Annotated in this window: 19 protein-coding genes; 18 read left to right on the top strand and 1 reads right to left on the bottom strand. The window is 60.9% G+C overall.

From position 1 onward, the window contains the following. Nucleotides 1-136: 136 nt before the first annotated feature. The 12 genes from ADN01_RS12325 (at nt 137) to ltaE (ending at nt 16,143) form a co-directional block, all read left to right on the top strand. Nucleotides 137-952 carry a DUF4388 domain-containing protein gene (locus ADN01_RS12325; protein ID WP_062417584.1) on the top strand — a complete coding sequence of 272 codons (816 nt, stop codon included), beginning with the start codon at nt 137-139 and terminating at the stop codon, nt 950-952. A 27-nt stretch (nt 953-979) separates the two neighbouring features. Continuing rightward, entirely contained in the window at nt 980-1,519 is a 540-nt protein-coding gene (locus ADN01_RS12320) for a GTP-binding protein (RefSeq protein ID WP_062417585.1), read from the top strand. Between the two features lie 21 nt (nt 1,520-1,540). Then, nucleotides 1,541-2,338 (top strand): alpha/beta fold hydrolase, encoded by a 798-nt coding sequence (locus ADN01_RS12315; protein WP_075071173.1) that lies wholly within the window; start codon nt 1,541-1,543, stop codon nt 2,336-2,338. Next, complete coding sequence (locus ADN01_RS12310) at nt 2,335-2,943, top strand: 4-vinyl reductase (protein ID WP_082142678.1); 609 nt, start codon at nt 2,335-2,337, stop codon at nt 2,941-2,943. The genes ADN01_RS12315 and ADN01_RS12310 overlap by 4 nt, the downstream gene beginning before the upstream one ends. An 8-nt stretch (nt 2,944-2,951) precedes the next feature. Further along, on the top strand, nt 2,952-4,229 hold the full coding sequence (locus ADN01_RS12305; RefSeq protein WP_062417588.1) for a DapH/DapD/GlmU-related protein: 1,278 nt from the start codon (nt 2,952-2,954) through the stop codon (nt 4,227-4,229). Between the two features lie 180 nt (nt 4,230-4,409). Then, entirely contained in the window at nt 4,410-5,312 is a 903-nt protein-coding gene (locus ADN01_RS12300; protein ID WP_062417589.1) for a GGDEF domain-containing response regulator, read from the top strand. Nucleotides 5,313-5,321: 9 nt separating this feature from the next. Beyond that, nucleotides 5,322-12,254 (top strand): GAF domain-containing protein, encoded by a 6,933-nt coding sequence (locus tag ADN01_RS12295; RefSeq protein ID WP_062417590.1) that lies wholly within the window; start codon nt 5,322-5,324, stop codon nt 12,252-12,254. 3 nt (nt 12,255-12,257) lie between these two features. Beyond that, nucleotides 12,258-12,632 (top strand): response regulator transcription factor, encoded by a 375-nt coding sequence (locus ADN01_RS12290; protein WP_062417591.1) that lies wholly within the window; start codon nt 12,258-12,260, stop codon nt 12,630-12,632. A gap of 11 nt (nt 12,633-12,643) precedes the next feature. Beyond that, nucleotides 12,644-13,432: an alpha/beta fold hydrolase gene (locus ADN01_RS12285; protein ID WP_062417592.1), complete on the top strand. Its 789-nt coding sequence runs from the start codon at nt 12,644-12,646 to the stop codon at nt 13,430-13,432. A gap of 148 nt (nt 13,433-13,580) precedes the next feature. After that, nucleotides 13,581-14,156 (top strand): signal peptidase II, encoded by a 576-nt coding sequence (gene lspA / locus ADN01_RS12280; protein WP_062417593.1) that lies wholly within the window; start codon nt 13,581-13,583, stop codon nt 14,154-14,156. A 2-nt stretch (nt 14,157-14,158) separates the two neighbouring features. After that, on the top strand, nt 14,159-15,076 hold the full coding sequence (locus ADN01_RS12275) for an RluA family pseudouridine synthase (RefSeq protein WP_062417594.1): 918 nt from the start codon (nt 14,159-14,161) through the stop codon (nt 15,074-15,076). A gap of 32 nt (nt 15,077-15,108) precedes the next feature. Further along, nucleotides 15,109-16,143 carry a low-specificity L-threonine aldolase gene (gene ltaE, locus ADN01_RS12270; protein WP_062417595.1) on the top strand — a complete coding sequence of 345 codons (1,035 nt, stop codon included), beginning with the start codon at nt 15,109-15,111 and terminating at the stop codon, nt 16,141-16,143. Here ltaE and ADN01_RS12265 read toward each other — a convergent pair. Then, a complete protein-coding gene (locus ADN01_RS12265; RefSeq protein ID WP_062417596.1) occupies nt 16,140-17,702 on the bottom strand; it encodes a GGDEF domain-containing protein in 1,563 nt (520 codons plus the stop codon). The genes ltaE and ADN01_RS12265 overlap by 4 nt on opposite strands. A 326-nt stretch (nt 17,703-18,028) precedes the next feature. On the opposite strand from ADN01_RS12265, the gene ADN01_RS12260 reads away from it, so the two are divergent. The 6 genes from ADN01_RS12260 (at nt 18,029) to ADN01_RS12235 (ending at nt 25,419) form a co-directional block, all read left to right on the top strand. Next, entirely contained in the window at nt 18,029-18,865 is an 837-nt protein-coding gene (locus ADN01_RS12260; protein WP_062417597.1) for a purine-nucleoside phosphorylase, read from the top strand. 51 nt (nt 18,866-18,916) lie between these two features. Beyond that, the gene (locus ADN01_RS12255) at nt 18,917-19,627 is read left to right on the top strand and encodes a hypothetical protein (protein ID WP_147239000.1); all 711 of its coding nucleotides are present in this window, start codon (nt 18,917-18,919) and stop codon (nt 19,625-19,627) included. Nucleotides 19,628-19,636: 9 nt separating this feature from the next. After that, a complete protein-coding gene (locus ADN01_RS12250; RefSeq protein ID WP_062417599.1) occupies nt 19,637-20,176 on the top strand; it encodes a GNAT family N-acetyltransferase in 540 nt (179 codons plus the stop codon). Nucleotides 20,177-20,196: 20 nt separating this feature from the next. Beyond that, entirely contained in the window at nt 20,197-22,128 is a 1,932-nt protein-coding gene (locus ADN01_RS12245; RefSeq protein WP_062417600.1) for a histidine kinase N-terminal 7TM domain-containing protein, read from the top strand. Nucleotides 22,129-22,240: 112 nt separating this feature from the next. After that, nucleotides 22,241-23,188: a 30S ribosomal protein S1 gene (locus ADN01_RS12240; RefSeq protein ID WP_062417601.1), complete on the top strand. Its 948-nt coding sequence runs from the start codon at nt 22,241-22,243 to the stop codon at nt 23,186-23,188. Nucleotides 23,189-23,196: 8 nt separating this feature from the next. Beyond that, nucleotides 23,197-25,419 (top strand): DNA translocase FtsK, encoded by a 2,223-nt coding sequence (locus ADN01_RS12235; RefSeq protein WP_062417602.1) that lies wholly within the window; start codon nt 23,197-23,199, stop codon nt 25,417-25,419. Nucleotides 25,420-25,431: the final 12 nt, after the last annotated feature.

Genomic DNA, 25,431 nt, shown 5'->3' with positions numbered 1-25,431 from the left:
CTTCTTGCAACTTTGTCGGTTGAAAAGTGGAAAAAAACTAACCGATTAGCTAATTGATAAGTCAGATTAATTGACTTGACCCCAGGGGTCGGGTATAATCTGCCATAGTTGTATCTCGTCCACTCCAGAGGCGGCTATGGCGCTTAAAGGCAATCTGCGCGATTTTACCATCACCCAGCTTTTGAATCTTGTCAATTTAGCCAAGAAAACCGGCAACCTGGTGGTTGAAGGCCCAGGCGAAGTGGCTCAGATTAATTTTCGCGACGGCAAACTGGCCTTTGCGCAGCTTGCGCATGAGGACAGCAGCCTGGCGGCCATTTTGCAGCGCAACAGCAAGATTTCGGTCAGCCAGTACAAGCTGCTCAAAGAGCGTGCGGCGCGCATGACCGATAAGGAGCTGGGCATTCTGCTGATCAACGCGGGCTATGTGACCCAGGAAGATATCATCGCCAGCCTGCAGCAGTATTTCATCAGTGTGCTGCGCCGTCTGTTCACCTGGGTGGAAGGCATCTTTCATTTTGAGCAGGACGCGCGCCCGCCGGACGACAAAATTGCCCTGCGCATTGACCTGGAAAATTTGATCATTGAAGGCTCGCGCCAGATGCGCGAGTGGGAACAGCTTCAGGAAGAAATCCCCAGTCTGGACATGGCCTTGAAGTTCACCGATCGGCCGGGGACCAACATTCGCAACGTGAACCTGAGCGTAGAAGAGTGGCGGGTGGTGCAGTATGTGAACCCGCAAAACAGTATGCGCCAGATTGCGAAAGCCTCAAAACTGAACGATTTGGAAATCCGCCGGGTGGTGTACAGCCTGCTGCAGGCTGGTCTGGTCGAGGTGGTGCGCGTGGGTGCGCCCAGCGTGACCATTTCGGGGCGCATGTTCCCCACCCAGGACCGCGAAGAGCAAAAGTCGCTGGTCAACCGTTTGATTACCCGTATTCGTTCGATGTAAATTACCCGCTTCAGAAGGATTCTGCCCATGCAAACGGTAAAAATCGTGGTCACTGGCCCCTTTAGTTCTGGTAAGACAGAATTTATTCGCTGTGTCAGTGAAATTGATGTGGTTTCCACAGAGCGCAAGATTACGGCTGAGGCGGAAAAAATTAAAGATTCGACCACTGTTGCGATGGACTTCGGCCGCATCACGGTGGATGACGACCTGGTGCTGTACCTGTTTGGCACGCCGGGGCAGAAGCGCTTCGATTTTATGTGGGAGATCCTTTCGGAAGGGATGTTGGGGTTCATCGTGATGGTGGACAGCACCCGCCCCGAAACCTTCCGCGAAGCCCGCAGCATTTTGGAGACCTTCCGCGCCTATGCGCCCACCCCCTATGTGGTGGCGGCTAACAAGCAGGATTGCAAAGACGCCTGGGAAGTGGATGATATGCGCGTGGCGCTGCGTCTGGATTCCAAGGTCAAATTCTTGCCCTGCGTGGCCACCGACAAAGAATCGGTCAAGAAGGTTCTGTTGGAGCTGCTCTATTCGATCCTGGCGGAAATGGACGCGGGGGGAGCCTGAGGTTGAGGGGATGGTGACTGAGTGTCATCCATAACGACAGATCAAGGCATTCTGCATTACGAAGTATTTGGACGGGGGCGCCCCGTCATCCTGCTGCACGGATGGCTGGGTTCCTGGTCGTTGTGGCATGAAACCATGACCTACCTGGGTCAGTACTACCGCACCTATGCGCTGGATTTTTGGGGGTTTGGCGAATCGGACAACAAGCGCAGCACTTACCGCGTGAAAGACTTTGTCAGCCTGGTGGATCAATTTATGGAGCAGATGGGAATTCTGTCTGCGCCGTTGGTGGGGCACAGCATGGGCGGCACGGTGAGCCTGTCGGTGGCCTTGCAGCATCCCAACCGCGTGCAGAAGGTGACCATCATCGGCTCGCCGATTGTGGGGTCCTCGCTGGCCTTCCCGCTGAAGCTGGCGGGGCGCCGGCCAATTGCTTTTCTGCTCTTCACCTTTTTCCCGGCCTTCCGGCTGGCCATGCGCTTTGCCTCTCCGTACATTTGCAGCGCGCCCAATTTCCCAGAGATGATGGACCGCGATCTTTCGAGGACTTCGTTGGAATCCTTCCTGCTCAGTATCGCCTCGCTGCGCCGCACCGATCTGCGCCCCGACCTCAAACGGCTGCGCATCCCGGTGATGGGCATGTTTGGGGACCGCGACAACATCGTCAGCCCCAAGCAGTGGATGGCGCTGCAGGCGGGGGTTCCCTACGCGCGCATTGAGCGCTTCAAGAAGGCTGGTCATTTCATTATGATGGATGAACCTGAGTCCTGCCGCACCAAACTGAAGGACTTTTTAGATACCCCGGTGAACACGCTATGAGCCGAGATGCCTGCACATCGGGTTGTTTACAGCCAGTTGGACGGATGGTGCTGGACGGAGTGCAGGAGATTGTGGGGCGGGTTGGGCTGGTGGCGGTCTTAAACCTGGCAAACCTGAGCCATCTCTCTGACCCGGCGGCTGCCTTGAAAGGCACCGATTTGCGCGCGCTGCGGCGCGCTTTGGAAGATTTGTACGGCCGCCGCGGCGGGCGGGGGGTGCTGCTGCGCTCTGGGCGGGCGGCTTTTCGTCCCTTCTTAGACCATTTTGGCGAGGAACTGCATTTAACCCAGACGGAATTTCGCCTGCAGCCAGCGCCGGTGCGCATTCAGGCCGGCCTGGAGGCGATCACAGGCGTGTTGTCGCAGGTGGGCAGCAGTCCGCTGGATTTTACGGAAACCCCTGACGCCTGGGTGTGGACGCAGCGCGGCTGCTGGTGGTGCCACCCGTCAGAAAGCCAGGAGCCGGTGTGTCAGTTCGCGGTAGGGCTGCTGCAAGAGTATCTCAATTGGGCCAGCGGCAAGGTGTACCATGTGGAAGAGACCGCCTGCAAGGGCACCGGCGCCGAGGCGTGCGTCTTCCATATCTCCAAACATCCCCTGGATTGAGGCTGCGGATGCTGAAAATCATCCTACAAAGCAAACGTTCCATCCGCCCATTCAACGAACCCGCGCGCGATCTGCGCATTCAAAACAAGCCCTTATGGCTGCTGCAGCGCGACGTGCTTTATCCGTATGTGACCCGCGAGGTGGAGCTGCCCGAAGGCTCGCCGCTGCCGCAGGTGAAAGACGCTTGCCTGGTTTACCGCGACAACCTGTTTTTTGACGAATTTTATATCCAGGCCTTTTTAGAAGAAGCTCGCAAGCGCAAGCGCCCTTCGCGGGCGGCTTTTTCGTTGGATGACCCCGCCTTTCGCGAACACTGCCTGCCGCTGTCGCTGTCGTACACGCCGGTGGGCGGCCTGTATCTGGCGGATATGTGGTATTACCCCAACGGCCCCGAAGCCGACGCGGCGCCTTTGGTGATTGATTTGCAGGCGCGTGAGATCGGCTATTATCACGTGCCCACCTACATGGCCACCGGTCAGGGCGACCTGGTGTATCAGGTTCCCCTGCGCAGTTTGATGGCGATTGATTCGTGGGTGCATATTTTCATCATTGACACCGTATTCGGTCTGTTTGGCCGCGGGGCGCGTTTTGAAAACCGCCTGAACACCGACCTGGGCTTTAAGCTGGGCGTGTTGGCGGCGGCGCTGTATGAGGGTAAGCAGCTGCTGGAATGTTCTAAGGTGGTCCAAATCGGAAAAAACTGTGTGATTGACCCATCGGCGGTGATCCACGGGCCCACCACCATCGGCAACAACGTCACGGTGGGGGCGGGGGCGGTGATTGAGAACTGCATCATCGGCGATAACGTCAACGTTTCGCAGGGCTGCCAGCTGATGCTTTCGGTGGTGGGCGACGGGACGTTTTTGCCCTTCCGCGCGGCGCTGTTTATGACTTCCATTATGGACAACAGCATGGTGGCGCAAAATACCTGTCTGCAAATGTGCGTGGTGGGGCGCAATTCCTTCATTGGGGCGGGCAGCACCTTCACCGATTTCAACCTGCTGTCGGCGGGGATCAAGGCTCGGGATGGGAATGGGGTCTTGAAAGACGCCAACCGGCCCGTGTTGGGCGGCTGTGTGGGGCATAATTGCCGCATCGGGGCGGGCATGATCATCTACCCCGCGCGCACGATTGAATCGGATGTGGTGCTGGCGGCCTCGGCACAGCGCCGGGTGATTGACCGCGATGTGCATTACGAAGACAGCGATCACCATACCATGCGCGGGTCGGTGAATCATCCGCGTTTATACCCGCGCCCCGGCGAAAAGAGCATGGAATCCTGGTGATTGGGGCGCTTCATAACAAAGTTGTAAACCCATTTGCCCTCGTCTCCAATAGGTAAGATTTCATTATGACGATATAATATTAACGGGCCGCTGTCTATCCGCGGCCTGGCCAAAGGCCGCCTGGGAGCTGGCCTGCGGCGGTTGGAATCATATGCACATCCGTTTTTGAGGGAGGCCTTGATGAGTAAAGCCCGCCTAATGATCGTGGAAGACGACCCTGATATTTCAAACATGCTTCGAATTTACTTCAACGGCCAGGGCTACGATGTGGACCTTGCCCAGCGCGGCTCGGAAGCGTTGGAGAAAACCCGACAGGTGATGCCGCACCTGATCGTCCTGGATATCATGCTCCCGGATATTGACGGTTATGAGGTGTGCCGCACCCTGCGCACCAACACGCGCACCAGCCATATCCCGGTCATCTTTTTGACCCAAAAAGATGAGCGCAGCGATAAACTGCAGGGCCTGGAACTGGGCGCGGACGATTACATCACCAAGCCCTTTGATATTGAAGAGCTGAAACTGCGCGTGCAAAACGCCATTGCCCGCGCCGAGCGCGAAAGCCTGACGGACCCGCAATCGGGTTTGCCCGCGGGGCGCCTGATCGAAGATCAACTGCGCCGCCTGATTCGCCAAAAGGGCTGGGCTTTTATGGATCTGCGCATCAATTATTTCGATGCGTTTAAGGATGTGTACGGATTCATCGCCGCCAACGACGTGCTGCGGTTTGCGGGTATGCTTCTGGGCGAGGTGGTGGACACCCTGGGCACGGCCAACGATTTTATCGGTCACGCGGGCGGGGACAATTTTGTGATCATGACTTCCGAGACCACGGCGGGCGAAATTCGCCAACAGCTCAAGACCCGCTTCAACGAGGAAGTGCAGTCGCATTACAACTTTATGGATCGCCAACAGGGCTTCATGATGGCCCCTGATGACAGCGGCAAAATGGAAAAAAGCCCACTGATGAGTCTGGCGGTGGGGCTGGTGAGTCCTTCCACCCACACCTTTGCCGACATTCGCGAAATCACCGAAATTGCCGCGGAGGAACGCCGCCTGGATGCGGCTGCTTCCAACGGCTAAGGATCGCTCATGCCTGGTTTCGATCCATTCAGCCTGGGGATCGTCGTCGGTCTTTTGGGTCTTGCCTTCTGGGTATTAACGCGCCTGACTGCGCGTTCTATTCCCCGTCTGCGCCCCATGCCTCCTTCTGACGCCGCCCCAACGGTGGATGAGACCCTTTCTTCTCACACAGATCTGGTATTTGTGGTGCTGCCGGGGGGGCGGCTGGCTTCCTTCAACAGCGCGGCGCGCGAGGCCTTGCAGCTTTCGGAGGGGGAAACGCCCAGCCTGGAACGGGTGGCGCGCGCCATACGCCCGCAGGACGCTTTTCTCAGCCTGTGCGGGGCCGAGGGACAATCGCCCCTGGTGGTGAACGGGCGCCCTATGGTGGGCACATCGTACCGCCTGCCCCTTGCGCCCGAGGCAGCCGTGGTGGTGACGCTGCGCGCGCCTGAAAGCGGCGCAGCCCTGGCTGACGCCTCACCCAATCTCACCTCAGAGACCCTGCAAACCTATATTGATCTGACCCGCGCGATGGCCTCCAGCTTGGATTTGCAGGAAACCCTGCGGGCCGTGCTGGTGGAGATTCGCCGCGTGCTGCCCGCCGATTTTTCGGAAGTGGCGGTATGGGAGGCGGAGATGGAGGCCTTGCGCCCCTACCGCCTGACCGGGATTGTGCCGCAGGAATTTCAGCTGGAACGGATGGACGACTGCATCGCGGTGGGCGAAGGCCTGGCCGGGCAGGTGGCGCGCACCATGCAGGCGGTGGTCGGCCCTGAGATGGACGCCGCCGAAGGCCGTCCTTCGATGATGGAAGTCGGGGGACTTTTGGCGCGGGCGTGGATGAGCGTGCCGCTGATTGTGGGACAGGAATTCTTGGGCACGCTGACCCTGGCCAGTCTGAACGAAGGCGAGTATCAGAAGGATGATCTGGATCTGCTGCGCTTGCTGGGGGATCAGGCGGCGGTGGCCGTGCACAACGCTTTGCTCTATCGGATGGAGCAGCATCGCGCTAACGAGCTGAACGGCCTGGCCCAACTGGCCCAGGCGTTTTCCTCGGCGCGCGATTCGCAGACGCTGTTCACCAACCTGGTGCAAAGCATTGCCCCGCTGGTGGCGGTGGATATCCTCGGCTTTTTGCTCTACAACGAAAGTCAGCGCAGCCTGGAGGGGCAGGTTCCCTTCTACGGCCTGCCGCCGCAGTTCCTGGAGCTGTACAAGGTGAGGGTGAACCCTGGCAGCCCGCTGGAAGCGGCCTTGCTGGCCCAGGATATCATTCTGAGCGAAAACGCAGCCGAAGACCCCAACTGGGCGCGGCTGGAACTGGAACGCCTTTCGCAGGGGGCCAGCCTGCGCGAGACGGCCCTGGTTCCGCTGGTGACCGGCGGGCGCATGTTGGGTTATTTGCAGGCATCCAACCACAGCGGCGGGCAGGCGGTGTTCTCGCAGGATGAAATGCACTTGCTGACCATCATCGCCAATCAGGTGGCGCCGATTTTGGAAAATGCCGGCCTGATGCACCTGTCGCGCCAGCGCGCCCAGCGCGCCGAGGGGCTGCGGCGCATCGCCAGCCTGACCTCTTCGGCGGCCACGTTGGATGAAATCCTCAAGTTCTCCTTGCAGGAGCTTGCACATCTCCTGCATGCACAGGTAGGCGCGGTGTTCCTGCTCAACGCGGACCGCACCAGCCTGCTGCTGCACAAAGATTCAGCCTACGGAACCCAAAAACGCCTCCAGGAGCGCAGCATCAGCCTGACGGCGGACGATCCGCAGTTCCCCTTCACCGTTTCGGCCAGCCTGCACCCCACCCTGTTGGAGCTGCTGGAAATCGGCCAAAAGCCCATCATCCCCTTCTACCGCCAGTTCTTCCAGACCCTGGATATTGTCTCCGCGGTGGTGGTGCCTTTAGTGGTGCGCGATGAAGGCATTGGCGAGCTGTGGCTGGGCAGCACCGCGGCCAATTTCTTTGACCGCGGCGATATGCAGGTGGTTTCCACCGCGGCGGGGCAGTTGGCCGGGGTGGTGGAACAGAGCTATTTGGTGACGCAGACCGATGAAAGCCTGCGCCACCGGGTGGAGCAGCTGACGGCGCTGATGCGCATCAGCCGCGAATTGAGCACCTCGCTGGACCTGGAATCGATTTTACGGCTGGTGTTGGAAGAAGCCCTGCGCACCGCGCACGCCAATGCAGGCGGGGTGCTGCTCTTTGATCTGGAGCGCGGCCCCGAGACGGATACCGTGCTGTACGCCGTGGGAGAACCCCCGCGGGCAGATGACCCCCTGGTGCGGCGGGCCTTGGCCAGCGAGCAGCCGGTGGTGGTGGCCGATTGGGATGCAGCGGAATTGCCCCCGGCGCGCGAGGGCAGCGCATCAGCCCTGGCCGTGCCGCTGCGCGTGAACCAACAGCAGTCGGGGGTGATTGCCCTGTTTGCCGAGCGGGTGGGGTTCTTTGACCCCTCCGCGGTGGAAATTGTGCAGTCGCTGGCCGCGCAGGCCTCCATCGCCCTGAGCAATGCTTTCCAATTTGAATCCCAACTGCGGCGCGGTGAACTGCTGAAACGCGAAGTGGACACCCTGAACAAGCTCTTCCAGGTGTTCCAGGCGCTGCGCACCAACGGCTCGTTGGAAGAAAATTTGCGGGTGATCGCCGCGGCCATCACCGAAACCACGCCCTTCGAGGTGGTGTTAATCAGTGTGTACGACGCCGCCGCCCACGCCCTGCGGCGGGTGAGCGGGGTGGGCTTCACCGATGCCGCCTGGCAGGACCTGACCGCGCAGCAGCAGCCCTGGGAGGGGTTGAGCGTGCTTTTAGACCCAAGCTACAAAATTGGCAACGCTTATTACATCCCCTCGGATCAGCGTCCGGTGATTCCTGAGGATGTGCACGTGCTGCGGGTTACCCCGGCCGTGGGGCAGCGCCAAAAGGGCCTGTGGAACCCAGAAGACTTTTTGCTGCTGCCCATGTACGACAACCAGGGCCAGCCGCTGGGCTTGATCAGCCTGGATTCTCCGCGCGACGGTTTGCAGCCCGACCAGCCCACTTTGCAGGCTCTGGAGCTTTTCGCTTTGCAGGTGGCGCTGACCCTGGAGTCATATTACGGCGTGGAGAAGCTGCAAAGCGAAGCCAGCGCCCTGGAGATCGCCCGCAGCCGCGCGGCGCAGGCCGCCCAGGCCGCGCGCGCCAATTTGCCCATGCTGCTGCGCCGCCAGCTTTCGCAAACCCTGTCCATTCAGAACCTGGAGCGTCAGATCCATCAGACGCGCACGGGTATGGAATTGGCGGTGATGTCCAGCCGCCAGCCCAACGCTCAGGCCGTGCTCAAGACCATGGCCCGCGAGATTTTGGCGCGCTTCAACCTGCAAACCGTCTTGATCGCCGAGGCGGCTGCTGGCGGCCCGCGCCTGGCCGAGGTGATCGGCACGGTTCCGGCAGGGGTCAACCCCGACGCGCTTTTTGGGCAGCGCAACCCGCTGCGCCAGATTTTGGAAGACGGCAGCATTTTGCTGGTGTCCGACCGCAGCACCCACAACACCTGGAAAAACGCCCCGCTGCTGAACGCGTTGGAAGCTCGCAGCCTGATTGGCCTGCCCATTCGCGTGGGCGAAGGCCGCCAGGCGGCGCTGCTGGCGGTGGGAACCCAGCCGCTGCCGCCTTTTGGGCCGGAAGATCACCAGCTGTTCTCGCAGCTCACCAGTCAGGTCGAAATCGCTTTACAGAATTTGCAGTATCTGGCCGACACACGGCGGCGTGTGGATGAGCTGGACCGTCTGCTCGATTTCAGCCGCCGCCTGGGCAGTTTGGACCCCAATTCCATTTTGGACGTGCTGGCCGAGACGATTTTGCGCGTGCTGCCCAGCGCCAACGCCGCCTGGGTGGGGCTGTGGGACGCGAAGGATCAAACGTTGAATGTGCGTGCGGCTCAGGGCTATGCGGACTCTGGCCGCTTGAAGACGCTGCGCTTTACGGTGGATGCGGAGCAGCGCGAAAACGCCCCGTTGCCGGTGCGCGCCTTCCTCTCGCGCCAAACCCAGCGCGCGGCAGAAATGCGGCTGGCCCAAGATTACAACCTGGGGCCGGAAGATCTGCTGACCTACCGCAAGGCCATTGGCGAACGGCTGCCGCTTTCCAGCCTGGTGGTGCCGCTGCTGCGGGGTGATCAGGCCCTGGGGGTGCTGGTGATTGACAATTTCACCCGCTCTGAGGCCTTCAGCGCGGACGATCAGGTCTTTACCGAGTCATTGGGCCAACAGGCTGCCCTGGCGTTAGAAAACGCACGCCTGTTCGTTTCGGCAGAAGAACGCGCGGCGCAACTGATGGCCTTGAATCAGGTTTCGGGCGCGCTGGCTTCCAACCTGCAAAGCGAAGACCTCATCACCACCCTGCTAGGGCATCTGCGCAAGGTGCTGCCCTTTGACACGGCCACCCTATGGCTGCGCAATGGGGAGCAGCTTTCGGTGGCGGCGGCGCAGGGTTTTGCAGATGACGCCCGTCAGGTGGGCCTTTCGGTGGATATTCAGGACAGCCGCCTCTTCCAGGAGATGATCGCCACCGGGCAGGCTTTGTGCGTGCCGGATGTGCGCCTGGATGAGCGTTTCCCCAGCTTGATTGAGCCGGATTACCTTTCGTGGGTGGGCATCCCCCTGGTGGCCAAAGGCCAACTGGTGGGGGCGATTGCCCTGGAAAAAGCCGAAGCGGATTATTACAGCGCCGATCAGGTGCGAGCGGCCACCACCTTCGCCAGCCAGGCGGCCATTTCGCTGGAAAATGCGCGCCTGTTTGAGGAAAGCGAACGGCGCGCGGGCGAGCTGGATCAGCGCTCGCGGCGCCTGGCCATGCTGAACCGCTTCTCCTTTGACCTGGGAGGCGCTCTGGATTTGGATACGGTGCTGGAGGTGACGGCCCGCCAACTGCAGGACGCTTTGGGCGCCGAGTGGGTTTCGGCGGTTCTGCTGGGGGCCAAGGGCGAATTGAGCCTGAGCATGGAGCTGCCCGGCGGGGTGGGCGCGCTGCCGCTGGCTCTGCCGCGCCTGCCCTTGTTTGAACGTCTGGCGGATTCGCGCGGGATTTTCACCTGCGCAGATGTGCACACGGAGCGCGATTTGCAGCCGCTGACCGCCAGACACTTTGAGCCGCGCGGCCTGAAGGCCCTCATGGCCCTGCCGCTGCTGGCGGGCAGTAATCTGTACGGGTGGATGTGGGTGCAAAAGCAGGAAGTGTACCGCTTCAGCCTGCCAGAAATTGACCTGGGACGCACCGTCACCAACCAGGCGGCCCTGGCCATGCAAAACGCGCGCCTGTTCGCTGAAACCCGGCGGTTGACCGAAGATTTGGAACGGCGTGTGGAAGAGCGCACCGCCGAGATGATGCGCGAGCACCAGAACACGCAAACCCTGTTGAGCATTATCACCGAGCTTTCCGCCAGCCTGGACCTGCGCCATGTGCTCACGCGCACCCTGGGCGTTCTAAACGACTCGCTGGGCGCCGAACAAAGCCTGATTCTGCTGACCACCAGCCCCACCATTTACCGCGCCGGGGCGGACGGGATCAGCTCCGCTGACGGTTTGCTGGAGAAAGAATTGTCCCGCTGGGTGATGCGCCACCGTGCGCCTGCCCTGGTGGACGATTTGCCCAACGACGCCCGCTGGAGCAGCACAGGCGGCCCGCAGGCCCCTTACCGCAGCGTGGTGGCCGTTCCGCTGATTTTAGGTGAAGAAATTTCCGGCACACTGCTCATGCTGCACCGCCAGGAAGCCTTCTTTATGGTGGAGCAGGTATCGCTGGTAGAAGCGGTGGCCCGCCAGGTGGGCGTGACCCTGGGCAACGCCGAGCTGTTTAACCTCATTCGCGATCAGGCCGAAAACATGGGCTCCATGCTGCGCGACCAGCAAATCGCCGCCACGCGTTCCCGCGCCATTTTGGAAGCGGTGGCCGACGGTGTGCTGGTGACGGACGAAAGCGGCAAGATATCGCTCTTCAACCTTTCGGCTCAGCGCATTTTGGGCATGGACAGCGCGCAGGTGGTGGGAAAGAGCCTGGATCAGTTTACCGGCCTGTTTGGCAAGGCAGCCCAGAGCTGGATGCAAACCATCCGCGCCTGGTCGGATCACCCCTATCAATACCAGAACGAAATGTTCGCCGAGCAGATCGAGCTGGACGATGGGCGCGTGGTGGCGGTGCACTTGGCGGCGGTCATTTACCGCGAAGAATTCCTGGGTACGGTGTCCATTTTCCGCGACATCACCCACGAAGTGCAGGTAGACCGCCTGAAATCGGAATTTGTGGCCAATGTCAGCCATGAACTGCGCACGCCCATGACCTCGATCAAGGGCTATGTGGACATCATGCTGATGGGCGCGGCGGGCGCGGTGAACGATAAGCAGCGCCATTTCCTGGAAATTGTGCGCAGCAACACCGAGCGGCTGAGCGTGCTGGTCAACGATTTATTGGATATCTCGCGCATTGAATCGGGCCGGGTGACGCTGAATTTCCGGGCGGTGAACTTGCGCGAGGTGGCAGAGGACGTGGACGCGGATATTCGCCGCCGGTCGCGCGAAGAAAATAAGGCGATGGAATTTGTGTACGAGATCCCAGACGATCTGCCGCTGGTGCGGGGCGATTTGGAACGCGTGCGCCAGGTGTTGGGCAACCTGGTGACCAACGGCTATAACTACACCCCCGCGGGCGGTTTGGTGACGGTGCAGATGCGCCCAGTGGATCAAGGGGTGCAGGTGGATGTGACCGACAACGGCATTGGGATTGCCCCCAAAGATCAGGGGCGGATTTTTGAACGGTTCTACCGCGGCGAAGACCCGCTGGTTTTGGCCACAGCCGGAACGGGGCTGGGGCTGTCGCTTTCCAAGACGATCATCGAGATGCATCATGGACGCATTTGGTTTTCCAGCCAGCCTGGAAATGGCAGCACCTTCAGCTTTCTGCTGCCGGTGTTTACGCAAGAGGAATAACGAATGGCAAAAATATTAATTGCAGAAGATGAACCCGATATTCGCGATTTGATCTCTTTTACCTTGCAGTTTGCCGGGCATGACGTGGTGGCGGTGGGTAACGGGGCCGAGGCCCTGGAAGCGGCCCCCGGCGTGATGCCGGATTTGATTTTGATGGATGTGCGCATGCCGCGCATGACCGGTTACGAAGCCTGCGCGGCCATGAAACTGGACGAGCGCATCAAGCACATTCCGGTGGTGTTTTTATCGGCCAAGGGGCAGGATGCGGAAATTCAAAACGGCCTGGAAGCGGGCGCTTCGGAATATTTGCTTAAGCCCTTTGCGCCGGATGAATTGACCCAGCGCGTGAGCGAACTGTTATCCATGTACGGCAAGTAAACGGGAGCGGCATGAGCGTTATTGTGGTGGACCGCGAGATCGTGCATTACGAGGTGCTGGGCAGGGGCCGGCCTCTGATCTTTTTGCACGGTTGGGTCGGCTCCTGGCGCTATTGGATCCCGGTGATGCAGGCGGCGGCCATTCAATACCGCGCCTATGCTTTGGATCTATGGGGTTTTGGGGATTCGGCCAAATCCGCCAGCCGCTACACGCTGGAAGGTCAGGTTTCGCTGCTGGACAATTTCTTATTGGAGCTGGGCATTGGCCGCGTGGCCTTGGTGGGGCACGGGTTGGGGGCTTTTGTGGCCCTTTTATACGCAGCGCGTTTCCCAGAGGTGGTGGATCGGGTCATGGCGGTGAGCTACCCGATGGATGAGGCCAGCATCAACCCGCGCCTGCGCACCAGTCCCCCGCCAGTGTTGGCTGAGTGGCTTTTGGGACGCACTCCCGAAACGGAACCCGCCCGCGCGGATGCCCCCAAAACCGACCCTCAGGCGCTGACCGCCTCGTTCAATGCGCTGGCTTCTGTCAATTTCAAAGCGCTGTGGGGGCAATCTACCACGGCCTGTTTGCTGGTGCACGGCAATAACGACGCGGCGGTGACAGCCCCATCCCTGGAGCAGCTGGCAGCCTTGCCAGAGAAAACCCACACGGTGTTGTTTGATGAATCGGGCCATTTCCCCATGTTGGATGAGAGCAACAAATTTAACCGCCTGATGGTGGACTTTTTGACCTTGAATTCGGGGGAAAGCCCGCGGCAGCTGCAATTGAAAGAAGAGTGGAAGCGGCGCGTGCGCTGAGCGGGCCAGGTTCAGGGGCGAGACGGCTGGCGGGGGATGCGGCGGGGGAGGATGCCTCCGCTTTTTTTGACGCTGTGAGCCGGGCAGATTCCCGCGCCTTTAAAAATCGAGTACAATCAGGGGCACATGCTGACCGCGGAGGCTGGGTTTGAAACGATATTTACGGGATTATGGTTTTTTGTTTGGGCTGGCAGGGGTGGTGATCGCTCTGGATCAGTGGACCAAATGGTTGGTGCGCAGCAACCTGGAGATGGGTGAAATTTGGATGCCGTGGAGCGCGCTTTCACCGTATGCGCGCATTGTGCATTGGTATAACACCGGTGTGGCCCTGGGCATGTTCCAGGATCAGAACCCGCTGTTTGCCGCTTTAGCGGCGCTGGTGATCATCGGCATCATTTATTACTTTCCGCAAATTCCGGCCAAAGATTGGCCTTTGCGCCTGGCGCTGGGGCTGATGGCGGGCGGGGCGGCTGGGAACATGATTGACCGCCTGACGGTGGGGCATGTGACCGATTTTCTCTCGGTGGGCAACTTCCCGGTGTTCAACGTGGCTGATTCCAGCATCACCGTGGGGGTGGTGGTGCTGATCCTTGGGGTGTGGGCGGATGACCGCCGGGCGCGCCGGCTGGAAAAGCAGCGGCTGGCCGCGGAACAAAGCGCCGCGGAAGCGGCTTTGGCTGAGCAAAATTCGCAAAATTCGATTGAGCAAGGCCCGGTGGTGTAAATATGGGACTGCATACCTTCACCTGCCTTTCAGGCCAGGAAACCCGCCTGGATAAATTTTTGGCCGAACGGATGCCGGAATTGAGCCGCTCGCGCATTCAGGCGTTGATCCGCGAAGGGCTGGTGAGCGTGGATGAGGCCGCGGTGAGCAAACCCGGCCTGGTGCTGGAAGCGGGGCAAACCGTGGGGATGTACGTGCCTGCGGCGGAGCCGAGCGGCCTGACCCCCGAAGATATCCCTTTGGATGTGGTGTTTGAAAACGATGATTTGATGGTGATCAACAAGCCCGCGGGCATGGTGGTGCACCCGGCGGCCGGGCACAGCTCCGGCACGCTGGTGCACGCGGCCCTGGCGCACGCCCCGGGCATGGAAGGCATCGGCGGCGAGGTGCGCCCGGGGGTGGTTCACCGCCTGGATAAGGACACCTCCGGTTTGATCTTGATGGCCAAAAATGACCGCACCCATCAATGGCTGCAAAACCAGTTTCGCAGCCGCAAGGTGCACAAGACTTATCTGGCGCTGACCGACGGCGCGCCGCCGACCCCCAGCGGGCGGGTAGATGCGCCCATCGGACGCGACCCCAGCCACCGCAAGCGCATGGCGGTGGTGGCCCCGGGCAAGGGGCGCGAGGCCGTGACGGAATATTTTGTGCGTGAAACCCTGGGGGGGTACTGCCTGGTGGAAGCGCACCCGCTGACCGGCCGCACCCATCAGATCCGCCTGCACCTGGCCTTTTTGGGCTGCCCCATTGTGGGCGATACAGTGTACGGCCACCGCCACCCCACCCTGCCCCTGGAACGACATTTTCTGCATGCCTACCGTTTGTCGGTGGTGCTGCCCGGCGAACGAAGCCCGCGAATTTTTGAGGCCGCGCTGCCGCCCGAATTGGAGACGGTTTTACAATCCCTGCGGCGCGCCTGAACCCCCTACCCCCAACTGCATCAGGAGCTGCTATGGAAATCGTTGACCTGCGTTCGGATACCGTCACCCAACCTACCCCGGCCATGCGCGAAGCCATGGCCAAAGCTGAAGTGGGCGACGACGTTTTTGGCGAAGACCCCACCCTGAACCGTCTGGAAGCCCTGGCGGCGCAGCGCGTGGGTCACGAGGCGGGCCTGTTCGTGCCTTCGGGGACGATGGGCAATCTAGCGGCGGTGCTGGCACACTGTCAGCGCGGGGATGAGGCCGTGATGGGCCATTTGGCGCACACCTTTTTGTTTGAGGCGGGCGGCATTTCGGCCCTGGGGGGCGTGTTTGCCCATACCCTGCCAAACCAGCCGGACGGCACGCTGCGCCTGGAGGATATTCAGGCGGCGGTGCGGCCGGATGACCCCCACCACCCGATTTCGCGCCTGGTGATTCTGGAAAACACTCAAAACCGCTGCGGCGGGGCGGTGCTTTCGGCGGAATATACGCGGCAGGCGGCTGAGCTGGCCCATGCCAACGGCATGAAGCTGCATTTGGACGGGGCGCGCCTGTTCAACGCGGCGGCGGCCCTGGGCGTTCCCGCTTCGGATCTGGCCGCTCCTGCGGATTCGGTGACCTTTTGCCTGAGCAAGGGCCTGTGCGCGCCGGTGGGTTCGGTGCTGTGCGGCTCGGCGGAGTTCATCCGCGCGGCGCGCCGCATTCGCAAGCAGTTGGGCGGCGGCATGCGCCAGGCGGGCGTTTTGGGCGCAGCGGGGCTGGTGGCCCTGGAGCAGATGACGGAACGCTTGAGCGAAGATCACCGCCGGGCGCAGGCTTTGGCCGCTGGGCTCGGCCGTATCCCCGGCCTGGTGTTGGACACAGAGCACCCCGCCAGCAACATGGTGTTTGCCAATCTGGCCGCGGGGGTCACCGACAACGCGGCGCAGGTGGTGGAACGCCTGCGGCAGCAGGGCGTGAAGGTGGGGGCGGTGGGCGCGCGGCGCTTCCGCATGGTGACGCATTATTGGATTACCGATGAGGGGGTGGAACGGGCGGTGAAGGCCTTCGGCAGCGCGCTTTAGTGGGACGGGCGCTGTTTGGGCGCGATTTCAGTCGTATGAATATGAGCATGGGGCGGGGCCGCAACCTGGTCTCGCCCATTTTCTTTGGCATGGTACAGGCGTTTATCCGCCAGATCAATCAGCGCGTACATTTCCTGGGTCTCTTCGGGGAAGGTGGAGATGCCCTGGCTGATGGTGGGTGGAGCCACCGGTTGACCGGTGCGGTCCAGCACCTGGACGGCGCGCAGCGAATTGCGCAGGCGGTGGGCTACCGCATTGGCCTGAGATCCGTGGGCGTTGGGCAGGGCGATGATGAATTCCTCGCCGCCCCAGCGGCCGACCAGATCGGTGGACTTGATGTTGGAGAGGATGCATTGGGCCAGCGAGGTAAGCACACGATCGCCGACCAGATGACCGAACTGGTCGTTGTACTGCTTGAAATGGTCAATATCCAGCATGATGATGCTCACCGGCTGTCGCAGGCTGCAGGCGGTTTGCAGCAGGCCGCCCAGCTCGGACAGGAAGGTGTAATGGTTTAAGGTGCCGGTGAGCGAATCAAGGCGGGACTGCTGTTCCACCTGAGAATGGTGGCGGGCGTTATCAATGGCCATGGAGGCCTGTTGGGCGATGTTTTCCAGCAGCTCCAAATCTCTCTGCGTGAAGGCGCTGTCGGTGTAGGAGGCCACGGCCACCACCCCAAAGGCTTCGCCGTCGTGCTCCATGGGTGCGCCCATCCAGCTTTGACTGAGGCGCGCCTTCCCCACGGTTTTCAATTCGATCCCAATCTTTTTGGCGTCCGCGGCCCCATGCCGGAGCAGGATGGAGCGGTTATTGCGCACCACATAGCCGGACAGGCTGTCGTGGATGGGGACATGCGTGGGCGGGAAGAATTCGCCGCCGTCGTAGAGCAGTTCCAGGCGAATGTCATCGTTTTGCTTCACGCCGATGTAGTAGGTATCGGCCTGCAGCGCGCTTTGGATGGCGGTGGACATCATCTCGAACACTTCGGAAATTTCGATGGATGAAGACAAGCTGCTGGCCACATCGTTGAGGGTACGCATGCGGCGCAGGTGGTGGTTGATGATGTTCACCATGCGCGAGACGGTTTCAATAATGATGATGCCCAGGATGGGCACGGAAAGGACCCAACCCCACACCGTCAGCCCCCCCAACTGGGTGAGATGGCCAGAAAAGATGGACAGCAGCAGGGTGGAGGTGAGGATAAAGGTGTAGCCAGGCAGGCGGCCAAACAGGATGGTGGTGCCCAGGGTGAAGGTGATGAGCACCAGCAGGGCGAACTCCTGGATATAGACCGGCCCCAGCAGGACGGTGGTGGAAACCGCCACGCCGTTGAAGATGGGCAGCAGCCAGCGCAGACTCTTAAAATAGGGAGTAACGGGGATAATCCAGAAATAAAACACCAGGCTGTAAATGGACCCCAACACCCCCAAAAGCACATTAAAGATGCGCTGCTGGGCGTTGAGCGACGGATCGAAGCCCGTCATCAGGCATAGGATGAGCAGCCCTTCCGAAATGAGGATGACGGGCAAGATCAGCAGCCGCAGTTCATCTGTGCTCAATCGGAAAGGATCACCGCTGTTTTTTAGCCCTGGAAGGGATGATTGCTCAGCCTTTTGGGGAATATTTCCATTCATAACCAAATTTTAACCTTTTTGGTGGGGAAATGTGCAAACAATATTGCAAAGTGCGAAAAAATTGCCCGCGGAATGGTTGAAACAGCCGTCCTTCTGCACACAGAGGATTGCAACGATCGTGCCACAACCTGTTGGATCGGGCCTGCGCGGGGCGGGGTGTGCGCATATCTGTTATAATTCCTATGCTCTTATTTGCACAAACAGCTTTCTTTACCGTGTTTCAGTTTGAGAAGATTGGAGGAACCGCGCAGATGGAACTATTTTTGACTCTGGAACAAATTGACGAAGCGGCACAGGCCGTGCGCAGCCGTTTAAAAGAACTTCCCCAGGTGGGTATGATTTTGGGAACCGGCCTGGGTGAATTGGGGGATGCGGTGGAGGATGCGGTATATGTGCCTTATCCTGAGATTCCGCATTGGCCGACCAGCACCGTGCAGGGACACAAAGGCCGCCTGGTGATTGGCCGCCTGGCGGGCAAGCAAGTGATGGTTTTGCAGGGGCGGGCGCACTATTACGAAGGCTATTCCATGTCGCAGGTGACGCTGTGCGTGCGCGTGATGCAGCGCCTGGGCGTGCAGACCCTGTTTGTCACCAACGCCGCCGGGGCGATTGACCCCAGCTATTTGCCGGGGGATCTGATGCTGATCAAAGATCATCTGTCTTTGATTGCCATGACCGGCCCCAACCCGCTGCGCGGCCCCAATTTGCCCGAGCTGGGCGAGCGCTTCCCGGATATGAGCCAGCCTTACGACCCGGCCTTGCGCAAAATTGCCCTGGAAGTGGCCAAAGAGAGCGGCGTGCCGATGCACGAGGGCGTGTATGCCTCGCTGTCGGGGCCGTCCTTCGAGACCCCTGCGGATCTGCGCTTCCTGCACATCATCGGCGCGCACGCTGTGGGCATGTCCACCGTGCCGGAAGTGATTGTGGCGCGTCACAACCGTATGCGCGTGCTGGGCATTTCGGGCATCAGCAACAAAGCCAATTTGGACGGTTCGACCGAGACCACCCACGAAGAGGTGTTGGAGGCCGGGCGGGTGCTGGTGCCGCGCTTGAAGGCGGTGGTTTTGGGCGTTTTGGAACGCATGTAATCCAGGGCCCCGCCCATTCTGTGGGTGGGGCAGGTCATCTCGCGCTGCCTTATGGATGATATTTTCAATCTCCTCGAAAATTACGAGGTGGTCATTTACGTCGTGCTGGGTTTGGCGGCGTTATTTCCGCTGCGCCGGGCTTACCTGGTGTGGCAGGAGTACCGCGCGGCCCAGTTTGGCCTGGAGCGGGAACTGGCCCAGCGGCGCATCACCGCTTCGCTGGCGATGTTTTTTTTGCTTTCGCTGCTGATTGCGGCCGAGTTTTTCCTGGCGTCATTTGTGATTCCGGCGCGTCCCAAGCCAGTGATGCTGGCCACGCCCACGTTGGATTTGCTGACAACGCCTGAATCCGCGGCGGCCGCAGGCCCCACCGCCGAAGCCCTGGCAGGCGCGCCCGCGGCCCCGGCTGCCCCGGCTGCCACGGCGGCGCCCCCCGCTGAGGGCTGCATCCCTGGGCAGTTGGAATGGACCTTGCCGCAAAACGGGGATGAGATCTCGGGTCTGGTGGAGCTGCGCGGCACCATCACGGTGGGCAACCTGGGCTTTTACAAGTATGAGTTCTCTCAGCCGGGCAGCGACAGCTGGGTGACGATTGCGGCGGGCAATCAGCCCCTGCAAGATCAGCCCCTGGGCGGGGTGTGGAATACCGCCGATTTGATCCCTGGCGATTACCTGCTGCGGCTGGTGGTGACGGATAACCAAAACCAACCTTTCCCGATTTGCCAGATCACCATCCGGGTGGTAGCCCCGGAGGAAGATTAGAGGAGCGCTATGCCCGAAATTGAAATTCGCCCTGCGGTTCCTGCCGATTTGCCGGTGTTGGCTGGTCTGGGCCACAGCTACGAGACCCAATATGTATGGCAGATGGATCGAAATGTGGAAGATGGGCAAACGTTGGTGAATTTCCGCGAAGTGCGTCTGCCGCGTTCGGTGAAGGTGGATTACCCCTACGCGCGCACGGTTTTGGCGGATGAATGGGGCCAGCAGGCCGTGGTGATGGTGGCGGTGATTGGCTCGGAAGCCGTGGGGTATTTGCGGATTAAAGACCGTTTGATCCCCAATACCGCCTGGGTGACGGATTTGGTGGTGAAACCGCAGCTCCGCCGTCAGGGGATTGCCAGCGGGCTGATTCTGGCCGGGCAAGATTGGTCAGCCCAGCGCGGTCTGCGGCGCTTTATGCTTGAGATGCAGTCAAAGAATTACCCGGCTATTTGCCTGGCGCGAAAATTGCGCTTTGAGTTCTCTGGTTACCACGATCATTTTTACGCCAACCAGGATATCGCCTTATTCTTCAGCCGCTTCCTGCGCTAACAGGGAGCGAGGGCAGGGCTTTGCTTTTGAACTTAACCGCCTGGCTACTTGCCTTTTTTCGTACCACCAGCCAAATTCTCACCGCTGGCATTGCCATCACCGCCTTTGCGCTGCTGCTGTATGCCCTGGCGTTCAACTTACGCGACCGGGTGGCGCGCTCTTTTGCGGCGATTCTGGTGTGCGTCATTGTGGTTTTCACTGGTGAGGCCATCGGCTCTACCACCGGACAGACCTCCTGGCTGAGCTTTTGGCTGCACTTCCAATGGGTAGGAATCATCTTCCTCCCGCCTGCTTATCTGTATTTTTCAGATGCGCTGTTGGCCACCACTGGCAAACCCAGCCGTTGGCGGCGTTTTTGGGCGGTTCGCATTTCGTACCTGATCTCGGCAGGTTTCCTTTTTTTCCTGGTGATCGGCGTACTGTTAGGCCCGGTGGTCAATACCGACCAGCCCGCGCCCCATTTGCAGCGCACCTTTTGGACGGACGTCTTCACCCTGTATTACCTGGGCATCACCGCCCTGTCATGGATCAATTTCATCCGTGCCTACCGCCGCACCACGACCCCCACCAGCCAGCGGCGCATGGGTTACCTGCTGTTGGGCGCGGTGGCGCCCACGGTGGGCTCCTTCCCGTTTCTGCTGTTTGGCTCCGAACTGGTGGCCCAGCACCCGCTGTTCTTCTGGTCTTTTTCGGCCCTCAGCAACCTGGTGTTGGGCGGGCTGGTGGTGGTGATGGCGTACTCGGTGGCCTTCTTTGGGGTGTCGTGGCCGGATCGGGCGGTGAAAAGCCGTCTGTTCAAATGGATTCTGCGCGGGCCGGTGAGCGCCAGCCTGACCCTGGGCATCACCACGGTGGTGCGGCGGGCCGGGGAGTTGTTTGGGCAGAATTACACCCCCTTGGTGCCCATCCTGATGGTGGTCACCATTTTGGTCTTCCAGTATTTGATCACGGTGTTCAGCCCGTGGTGGGAGCGGGTGCTTTTTTCGGGCCAGGAGCGCGAAGACCTGAGCGTGCTGCGGCGGCTGGAAGACCACTTTATGACCCAAAACGACCTGACCCAGTTCTTAGAAATGATCCTGGCGGCGGTCTGCGACCGGCTGCAGGCCAGCGGGGCCATGCTGGCGGTGATGGAAGGGGGCGAACTGGATTGGCTGGTGCGGGTGGGCAACGCTCAGGATATGGCTACGCCGCCGGCTGAGGCTTTACAGGAGCGTTGGGGTCAAAACGGGGTGTCCCTGGAAACCTTTCAATGGGGGCCCCATTTGATTGTGCCCCTGGAGAATGATTCGCTGATGGGTCTGATGGTGGTGGCCAACACCGACCGTGCCAGTTTGGATCGGGAAGAGGTCTTTGGGCTGAACCTGCTGGTGGAGCGCGCGGCTTTGGCCCTGCACGACCGGCGCAGTTTGCAGCAGATTTTGGGCGGTTTGCAGACCCTGTCTTCGGATATGGACATGATCCAGCGCATGCGCGCGGTGGGGCGCTATGACGGCTCGGTGCTGCTGCAATTGGATGTGCCGGAGGTGTCGCCCGACCTGGCTCAGTCTGTGAAAGAAGCCCTGACGCATTATTGGGGCGGGCCGAAGCTGACCGAAAGCGCACTGGTGAACCTGAAAGTGGTGCAGGATTCGCTGGATACCTACGACGGCAACCGCGCCAACGCCGTGCGGGGGGTGCTGCGCGAGGCGATTGAGCGCGTGCGCCCTGAAGGGGAGCGGCGCTTTACGGGTGAATGGATCCTGTATAATATCCTGGAGATGAAATTCCTGGAGGGCCGTAAGGTGCGCGAGGTGGCCATGCGTCTGGCCATGTCGGAGGCTGATTTGTACCGCAAGCAGCGCGTGGCCATTGAGGCTGTGGCGCGGGCGGTGACCGAAATGGAAGCCCTGGCGCGGGTGGAAATGCCCGAAACAGAAAATCTGACCCCCCAAAACCCCCCAGATTCAGAGTAGTTACAAAATCCACTAGCGTTTCATTGTAAAATTGTTATAAAATAAATGATAGGCGATTTGTTTCTTCCCATCCTTAGAGATCTTTGCAGGCCTTCCCAGGGGAGGTGAATACATGTTGTTTAAGCGCACCGATGTCCGCGCTGAAGATCAAGCACCAGACTTAGATGAAGGTTGGTGGGCGTCAGTATTAGCGGATGAGGACACATTTTCAGCAACCCGTGCGGAAGCGCAGAGCCGTTCGCAGACGAATGGGATGGCTTCAGTAGATTGGGATCATGTTCAAGATCTTTTTGAACAGGACGAGATCATCACCCTTCAGGTGACGGGTTACAACCGCGGCGGCCTATTGGTTCAGGGAGAATTGATGCAGGGCTTCGTGCCCGTATCGCACCTGATTGATGTGCCGACCACGCTGTCGGAAGACGAGCGTCAAAACCGTCTGGCGGGCTATGTGGGCCGCACCCTGGATCTGAAAGTGATCGAGTGTGAGCCGTCGCTGGAGCGGATTGTGCTTTCGGAGCGGGCCGCTTTGGCCGGAGAAGGCCGCCGCAAGCAGCTGTTCCAATCGCTGCGGGTGGGCCAACGCGTTCAGGGGCATGTGACCAACGTGACCGATTTCGGCGTATTCGTGGATTTGGGCGGGGTGGAAGGCCTGATCCATGTGTCGGAGCTTTCCTGGGGCCGCGTGCAGCACCCTGGGGATATCTGCGTCATCGGCGATCCGGTGGAGACCCTGGTTCTGCAGGTGTGCGAGGAGACTTCGCGCGTGGCGCTCAGCCTGAAGCAGCTCACCGCTAACCCGTGGGAACACATGACCGAAGTTCACCACCCCGGTGAGGTTGTTCCGGCGGAGGTGACCGCCATCATGCGCTTTGGGGCCTTTGCGCGCCTGCCTGAAGGCGTGGAGGGTCTCATCCACATTTCTTCGATCACGCTCCCCGAAGGGATCAAAAATCTGGAATACTACCTGCACGTCGGCCAGCCGGTGCAAGTGCGCATTTTGCATGTGGATGCCAACCGCCGCCGCCTGGGGCTGGGATTGGTGAGCCTTTTGGAATGAGAGCACCCGTGCCGGAGGAACCCCGTTCGCCGCGGAAAAAGCGCGGCGGCGAACCTGCCGCAGTGCCTGAACCGCAAGACCGCTGGCTGGATAAAGCCGCGGGCTTTTGGCTGCGCCTGGACCGCTTTGGCAGCGACCTGGCGGGGGTGGGGCTGCTGCTGCTGGCTTTGCTGACCCTTTTGGGCCTGGTGAGCCTGACCCACGGGGTGGTGATTGATTTTTGGATCGGGCTGCTGCGCCGCTGGCTGGGCTGGGGCGCTTTCCTGGTCATTTTGGCCGCCGGTTTCGGCGGCGTTTTGCTGTTGTGGCGCGGAGACCCGCCCCTGCGGCGGCTGCCTTTGGGGCGCGTGCTTTCGCTGGAAGGGTTGGTTTTCACCCTGCTGGCGCTGGCTGCGCTGGTGGGGGGGCGTTCTTTAGAGCGCGCGGATTTGGGGCTGGACGGCGGCCTGGTGGGCTGGGGGCTGGCGGAGCTGGCGCGCCTGGCGCTGCCGGGGCCGCTGGACGCGGTGGTGCTGGTGCTGCTGGCGCTGCTGTTTGCGGCGCACGCCCTGGGAGGGCTGGCCTGGCTGAGCCGCCGCATTGAAAGCTGGCTGGCTCAGGACGCGCCGGAAGAATTCCTGGCGGCCGAAGAACCCGCCCAGGCTTCCCCAACCCTGGAGCCTGTGCCGGATGCACCGGACAAACCGCAGCGCGGCAAACGCAGCGGGCCGAAACCGGTGATGGTGAAGCCGGTGGCGCGGGTGGAGCGCAGCCCCAATTTGCCCCCGCTGGATTTGCTGATCCCCGATCAAGATTCACGGCCGGATGAGGGCCAGATTCATCATTCGGCCCAGTTGATTGAGCAGACCCTGGCCGAATTTGGTATTCCGGCGCGGGTGGTGGGTTTTCGCGTGGGGCCCACCGTGACCCAATACGCGGTGGAACCCGGGTTTGTGGATAAGATCGGCCCCGACGGCGCCCCTCAGCGCCAGAAGGTGCGCGTTTCGCAGATTTCTGGGCTGGCCAAAGACCTGGCTTTGCGCCTTTCGGCGGAACGGCTGCGCATTGAGGCGCCGGTGCCGGGGCAGTCTTTCGTGGGGGTGGAAGTGCCCAATGCCCACAGCGCCATGGTGCGCCTGCGTTCCCTGCTGGAAACGCCCGCCATGCAGCGCATGACCGCCCCGTTGGCTTTGGCCCTGGGGCGGGATGTCTCGGGGCAGCCGGTGCTGGCGGATCTCTCGCGCATGCCGCACATGCTGGTGGCGGGGACGACCGGTTCGGGCAAATCGGTGTGCATCGCCGCCATCGCCACCTGTTTGGTGATGAACAACTCGCCGGAGCAGCTGCGTTTGGCCATGTTGGACCCCAAGATGGTGGAGCTGATCCGCTTTAAGGGCCTGCCGCACCTGCTGGGGACGGTGGAAACCGAGACGGAGCGCATGTTGGGGGTGCTGCGTTGGGCGCTGCAGGAGATGGACGCGCGCTACCGCCTGTTGGAAGCCAACCGCGTGCGCGACCTGGAGGGGTACAACCAGCGCGCTTTGCGCCACAAGGAACCCACCCTGCCGCGCATTGTAATTTTGATTGACGAGCTGGCGGATTTGATGATGTCGGCTCCAGAGCAGACCGAAGGGGCCATTGTGCGCCTGGCGCAGCTGGCCCGCGCGGTGGGCATTCACCTGGTGGTGGCCACGCAGCGCCCCAGCACGGATGTGGTGACGGGGCTGATTAAGGCCAATTTCCCGGCGCGCATCGCCTTCACGGTGGCCTCGGCGGTGGATTCCCGCGTGATTTTGGACGTGAACGGCGCCGAGACGCTGCTGGGGCACGGTGATATGCTCTTCCTAAACCCGGAAGTGGGCACGCCCACCCGCGCTCAGGGGGTCATTTTGACCGACGCGGAGATGGATCAGGTGATTGCCTTCTGGCAGCGCAGCATTCCGCCTTCGGAGGAAGCTGCCCCCTGGGAAGAACTGCTGCAGGAGGCCGAAGAAGAGGGGGGCGACGCCCTGGTGAAACAGGCCATCGAGGTCATTCGCCGCTCGCAGCACGCCAGCACCTCCATGCTTCAGCGCCGCCTGCGCATCGGCTATCCGCGCGCGGCGCGGCTGATGGAAGAGTTGGAGGCTTTGGGGGTGGTGGGGCCGGCCCAACCCGGCGGGCGCGAGCGCGAGGTCTTGATGAGTCCCGATGATGAAATTGACCTGGACGGCTCAGCGCGGGATGGGTATGACGGCGAGGACGAGGATTGAGCCGGGCAAGGT

This window comes from Levilinea saccharolytica, assembly GCF_001306035.1.
In the GTDB taxonomy this organism is placed as follows: Bacteria; Chloroflexota; Anaerolineae; order Anaerolineales; family Anaerolineaceae; genus Levilinea; species Levilinea saccharolytica.
Note: the sequence above shows the minus strand (reverse complement) of the source record. Positions and strands in the feature narration are given on the sequence as shown.

What these genes read in the sequence shown, in the direction of transcription:
- ADN01_RS12320 (WP_062417585.1), top strand. Translation starts at nt 980, where the DNA reads ATGCAAACGGTAAAAATCGTGGTCACTGGCCCCTTTAGTTCTGGTAAG.
- ADN01_RS12240 (WP_062417601.1), top strand. Translation starts at nt 22,241, where the DNA reads ATGTTGTTTAAGCGCACCGATGTCCGCGCTGAAGATCAAGCACCAGAC.
- ADN01_RS12310 (WP_082142678.1), top strand. Translation starts at nt 2,335, where the DNA reads ATGAGCCGAGATGCCTGCACATCGGGTTGTTTACAGCCAGTTGGACGG.
- ADN01_RS12250 (WP_062417599.1), top strand. Translation starts at nt 19,637, where the DNA reads ATGCCCGAAATTGAAATTCGCCCTGCGGTTCCTGCCGATTTGCCGGTG.
- ADN01_RS12305 (WP_062417588.1), top strand. Translation starts at nt 2,952, where the DNA reads ATGCTGAAAATCATCCTACAAAGCAAACGTTCCATCCGCCCATTCAAC.
- ADN01_RS12295 (WP_062417590.1), top strand. Translation starts at nt 5,322, where the DNA reads ATGCCTGGTTTCGATCCATTCAGCCTGGGGATCGTCGTCGGTCTTTTG.
- ADN01_RS12255 (WP_147239000.1), top strand. Translation starts at nt 18,917, where the DNA reads ATGGATGATATTTTCAATCTCCTCGAAAATTACGAGGTGGTCATTTAC.
- ADN01_RS12275 (WP_062417594.1), top strand. Translation starts at nt 14,159, where the DNA reads ATGGGACTGCATACCTTCACCTGCCTTTCAGGCCAGGAAACCCGCCTG.
- ADN01_RS12260 (WP_062417597.1), top strand. Translation starts at nt 18,029, where the DNA reads ATGGAACTATTTTTGACTCTGGAACAAATTGACGAAGCGGCACAGGCC.
- ADN01_RS12285 (WP_062417592.1), top strand. Translation starts at nt 12,644, where the DNA reads ATGAGCGTTATTGTGGTGGACCGCGAGATCGTGCATTACGAGGTGCTG.
- ADN01_RS12290 (WP_062417591.1), top strand. Translation starts at nt 12,258, where the DNA reads ATGGCAAAAATATTAATTGCAGAAGATGAACCCGATATTCGCGATTTG.
- ltaE (WP_062417595.1), top strand. Translation starts at nt 15,109, where the DNA reads ATGGAAATCGTTGACCTGCGTTCGGATACCGTCACCCAACCTACCCCG.
- ADN01_RS12300 (WP_062417589.1), top strand. Translation starts at nt 4,410, where the DNA reads ATGAGTAAAGCCCGCCTAATGATCGTGGAAGACGACCCTGATATTTCA.
- ADN01_RS12325 (WP_062417584.1), top strand. Translation starts at nt 137, where the DNA reads ATGGCGCTTAAAGGCAATCTGCGCGATTTTACCATCACCCAGCTTTTG.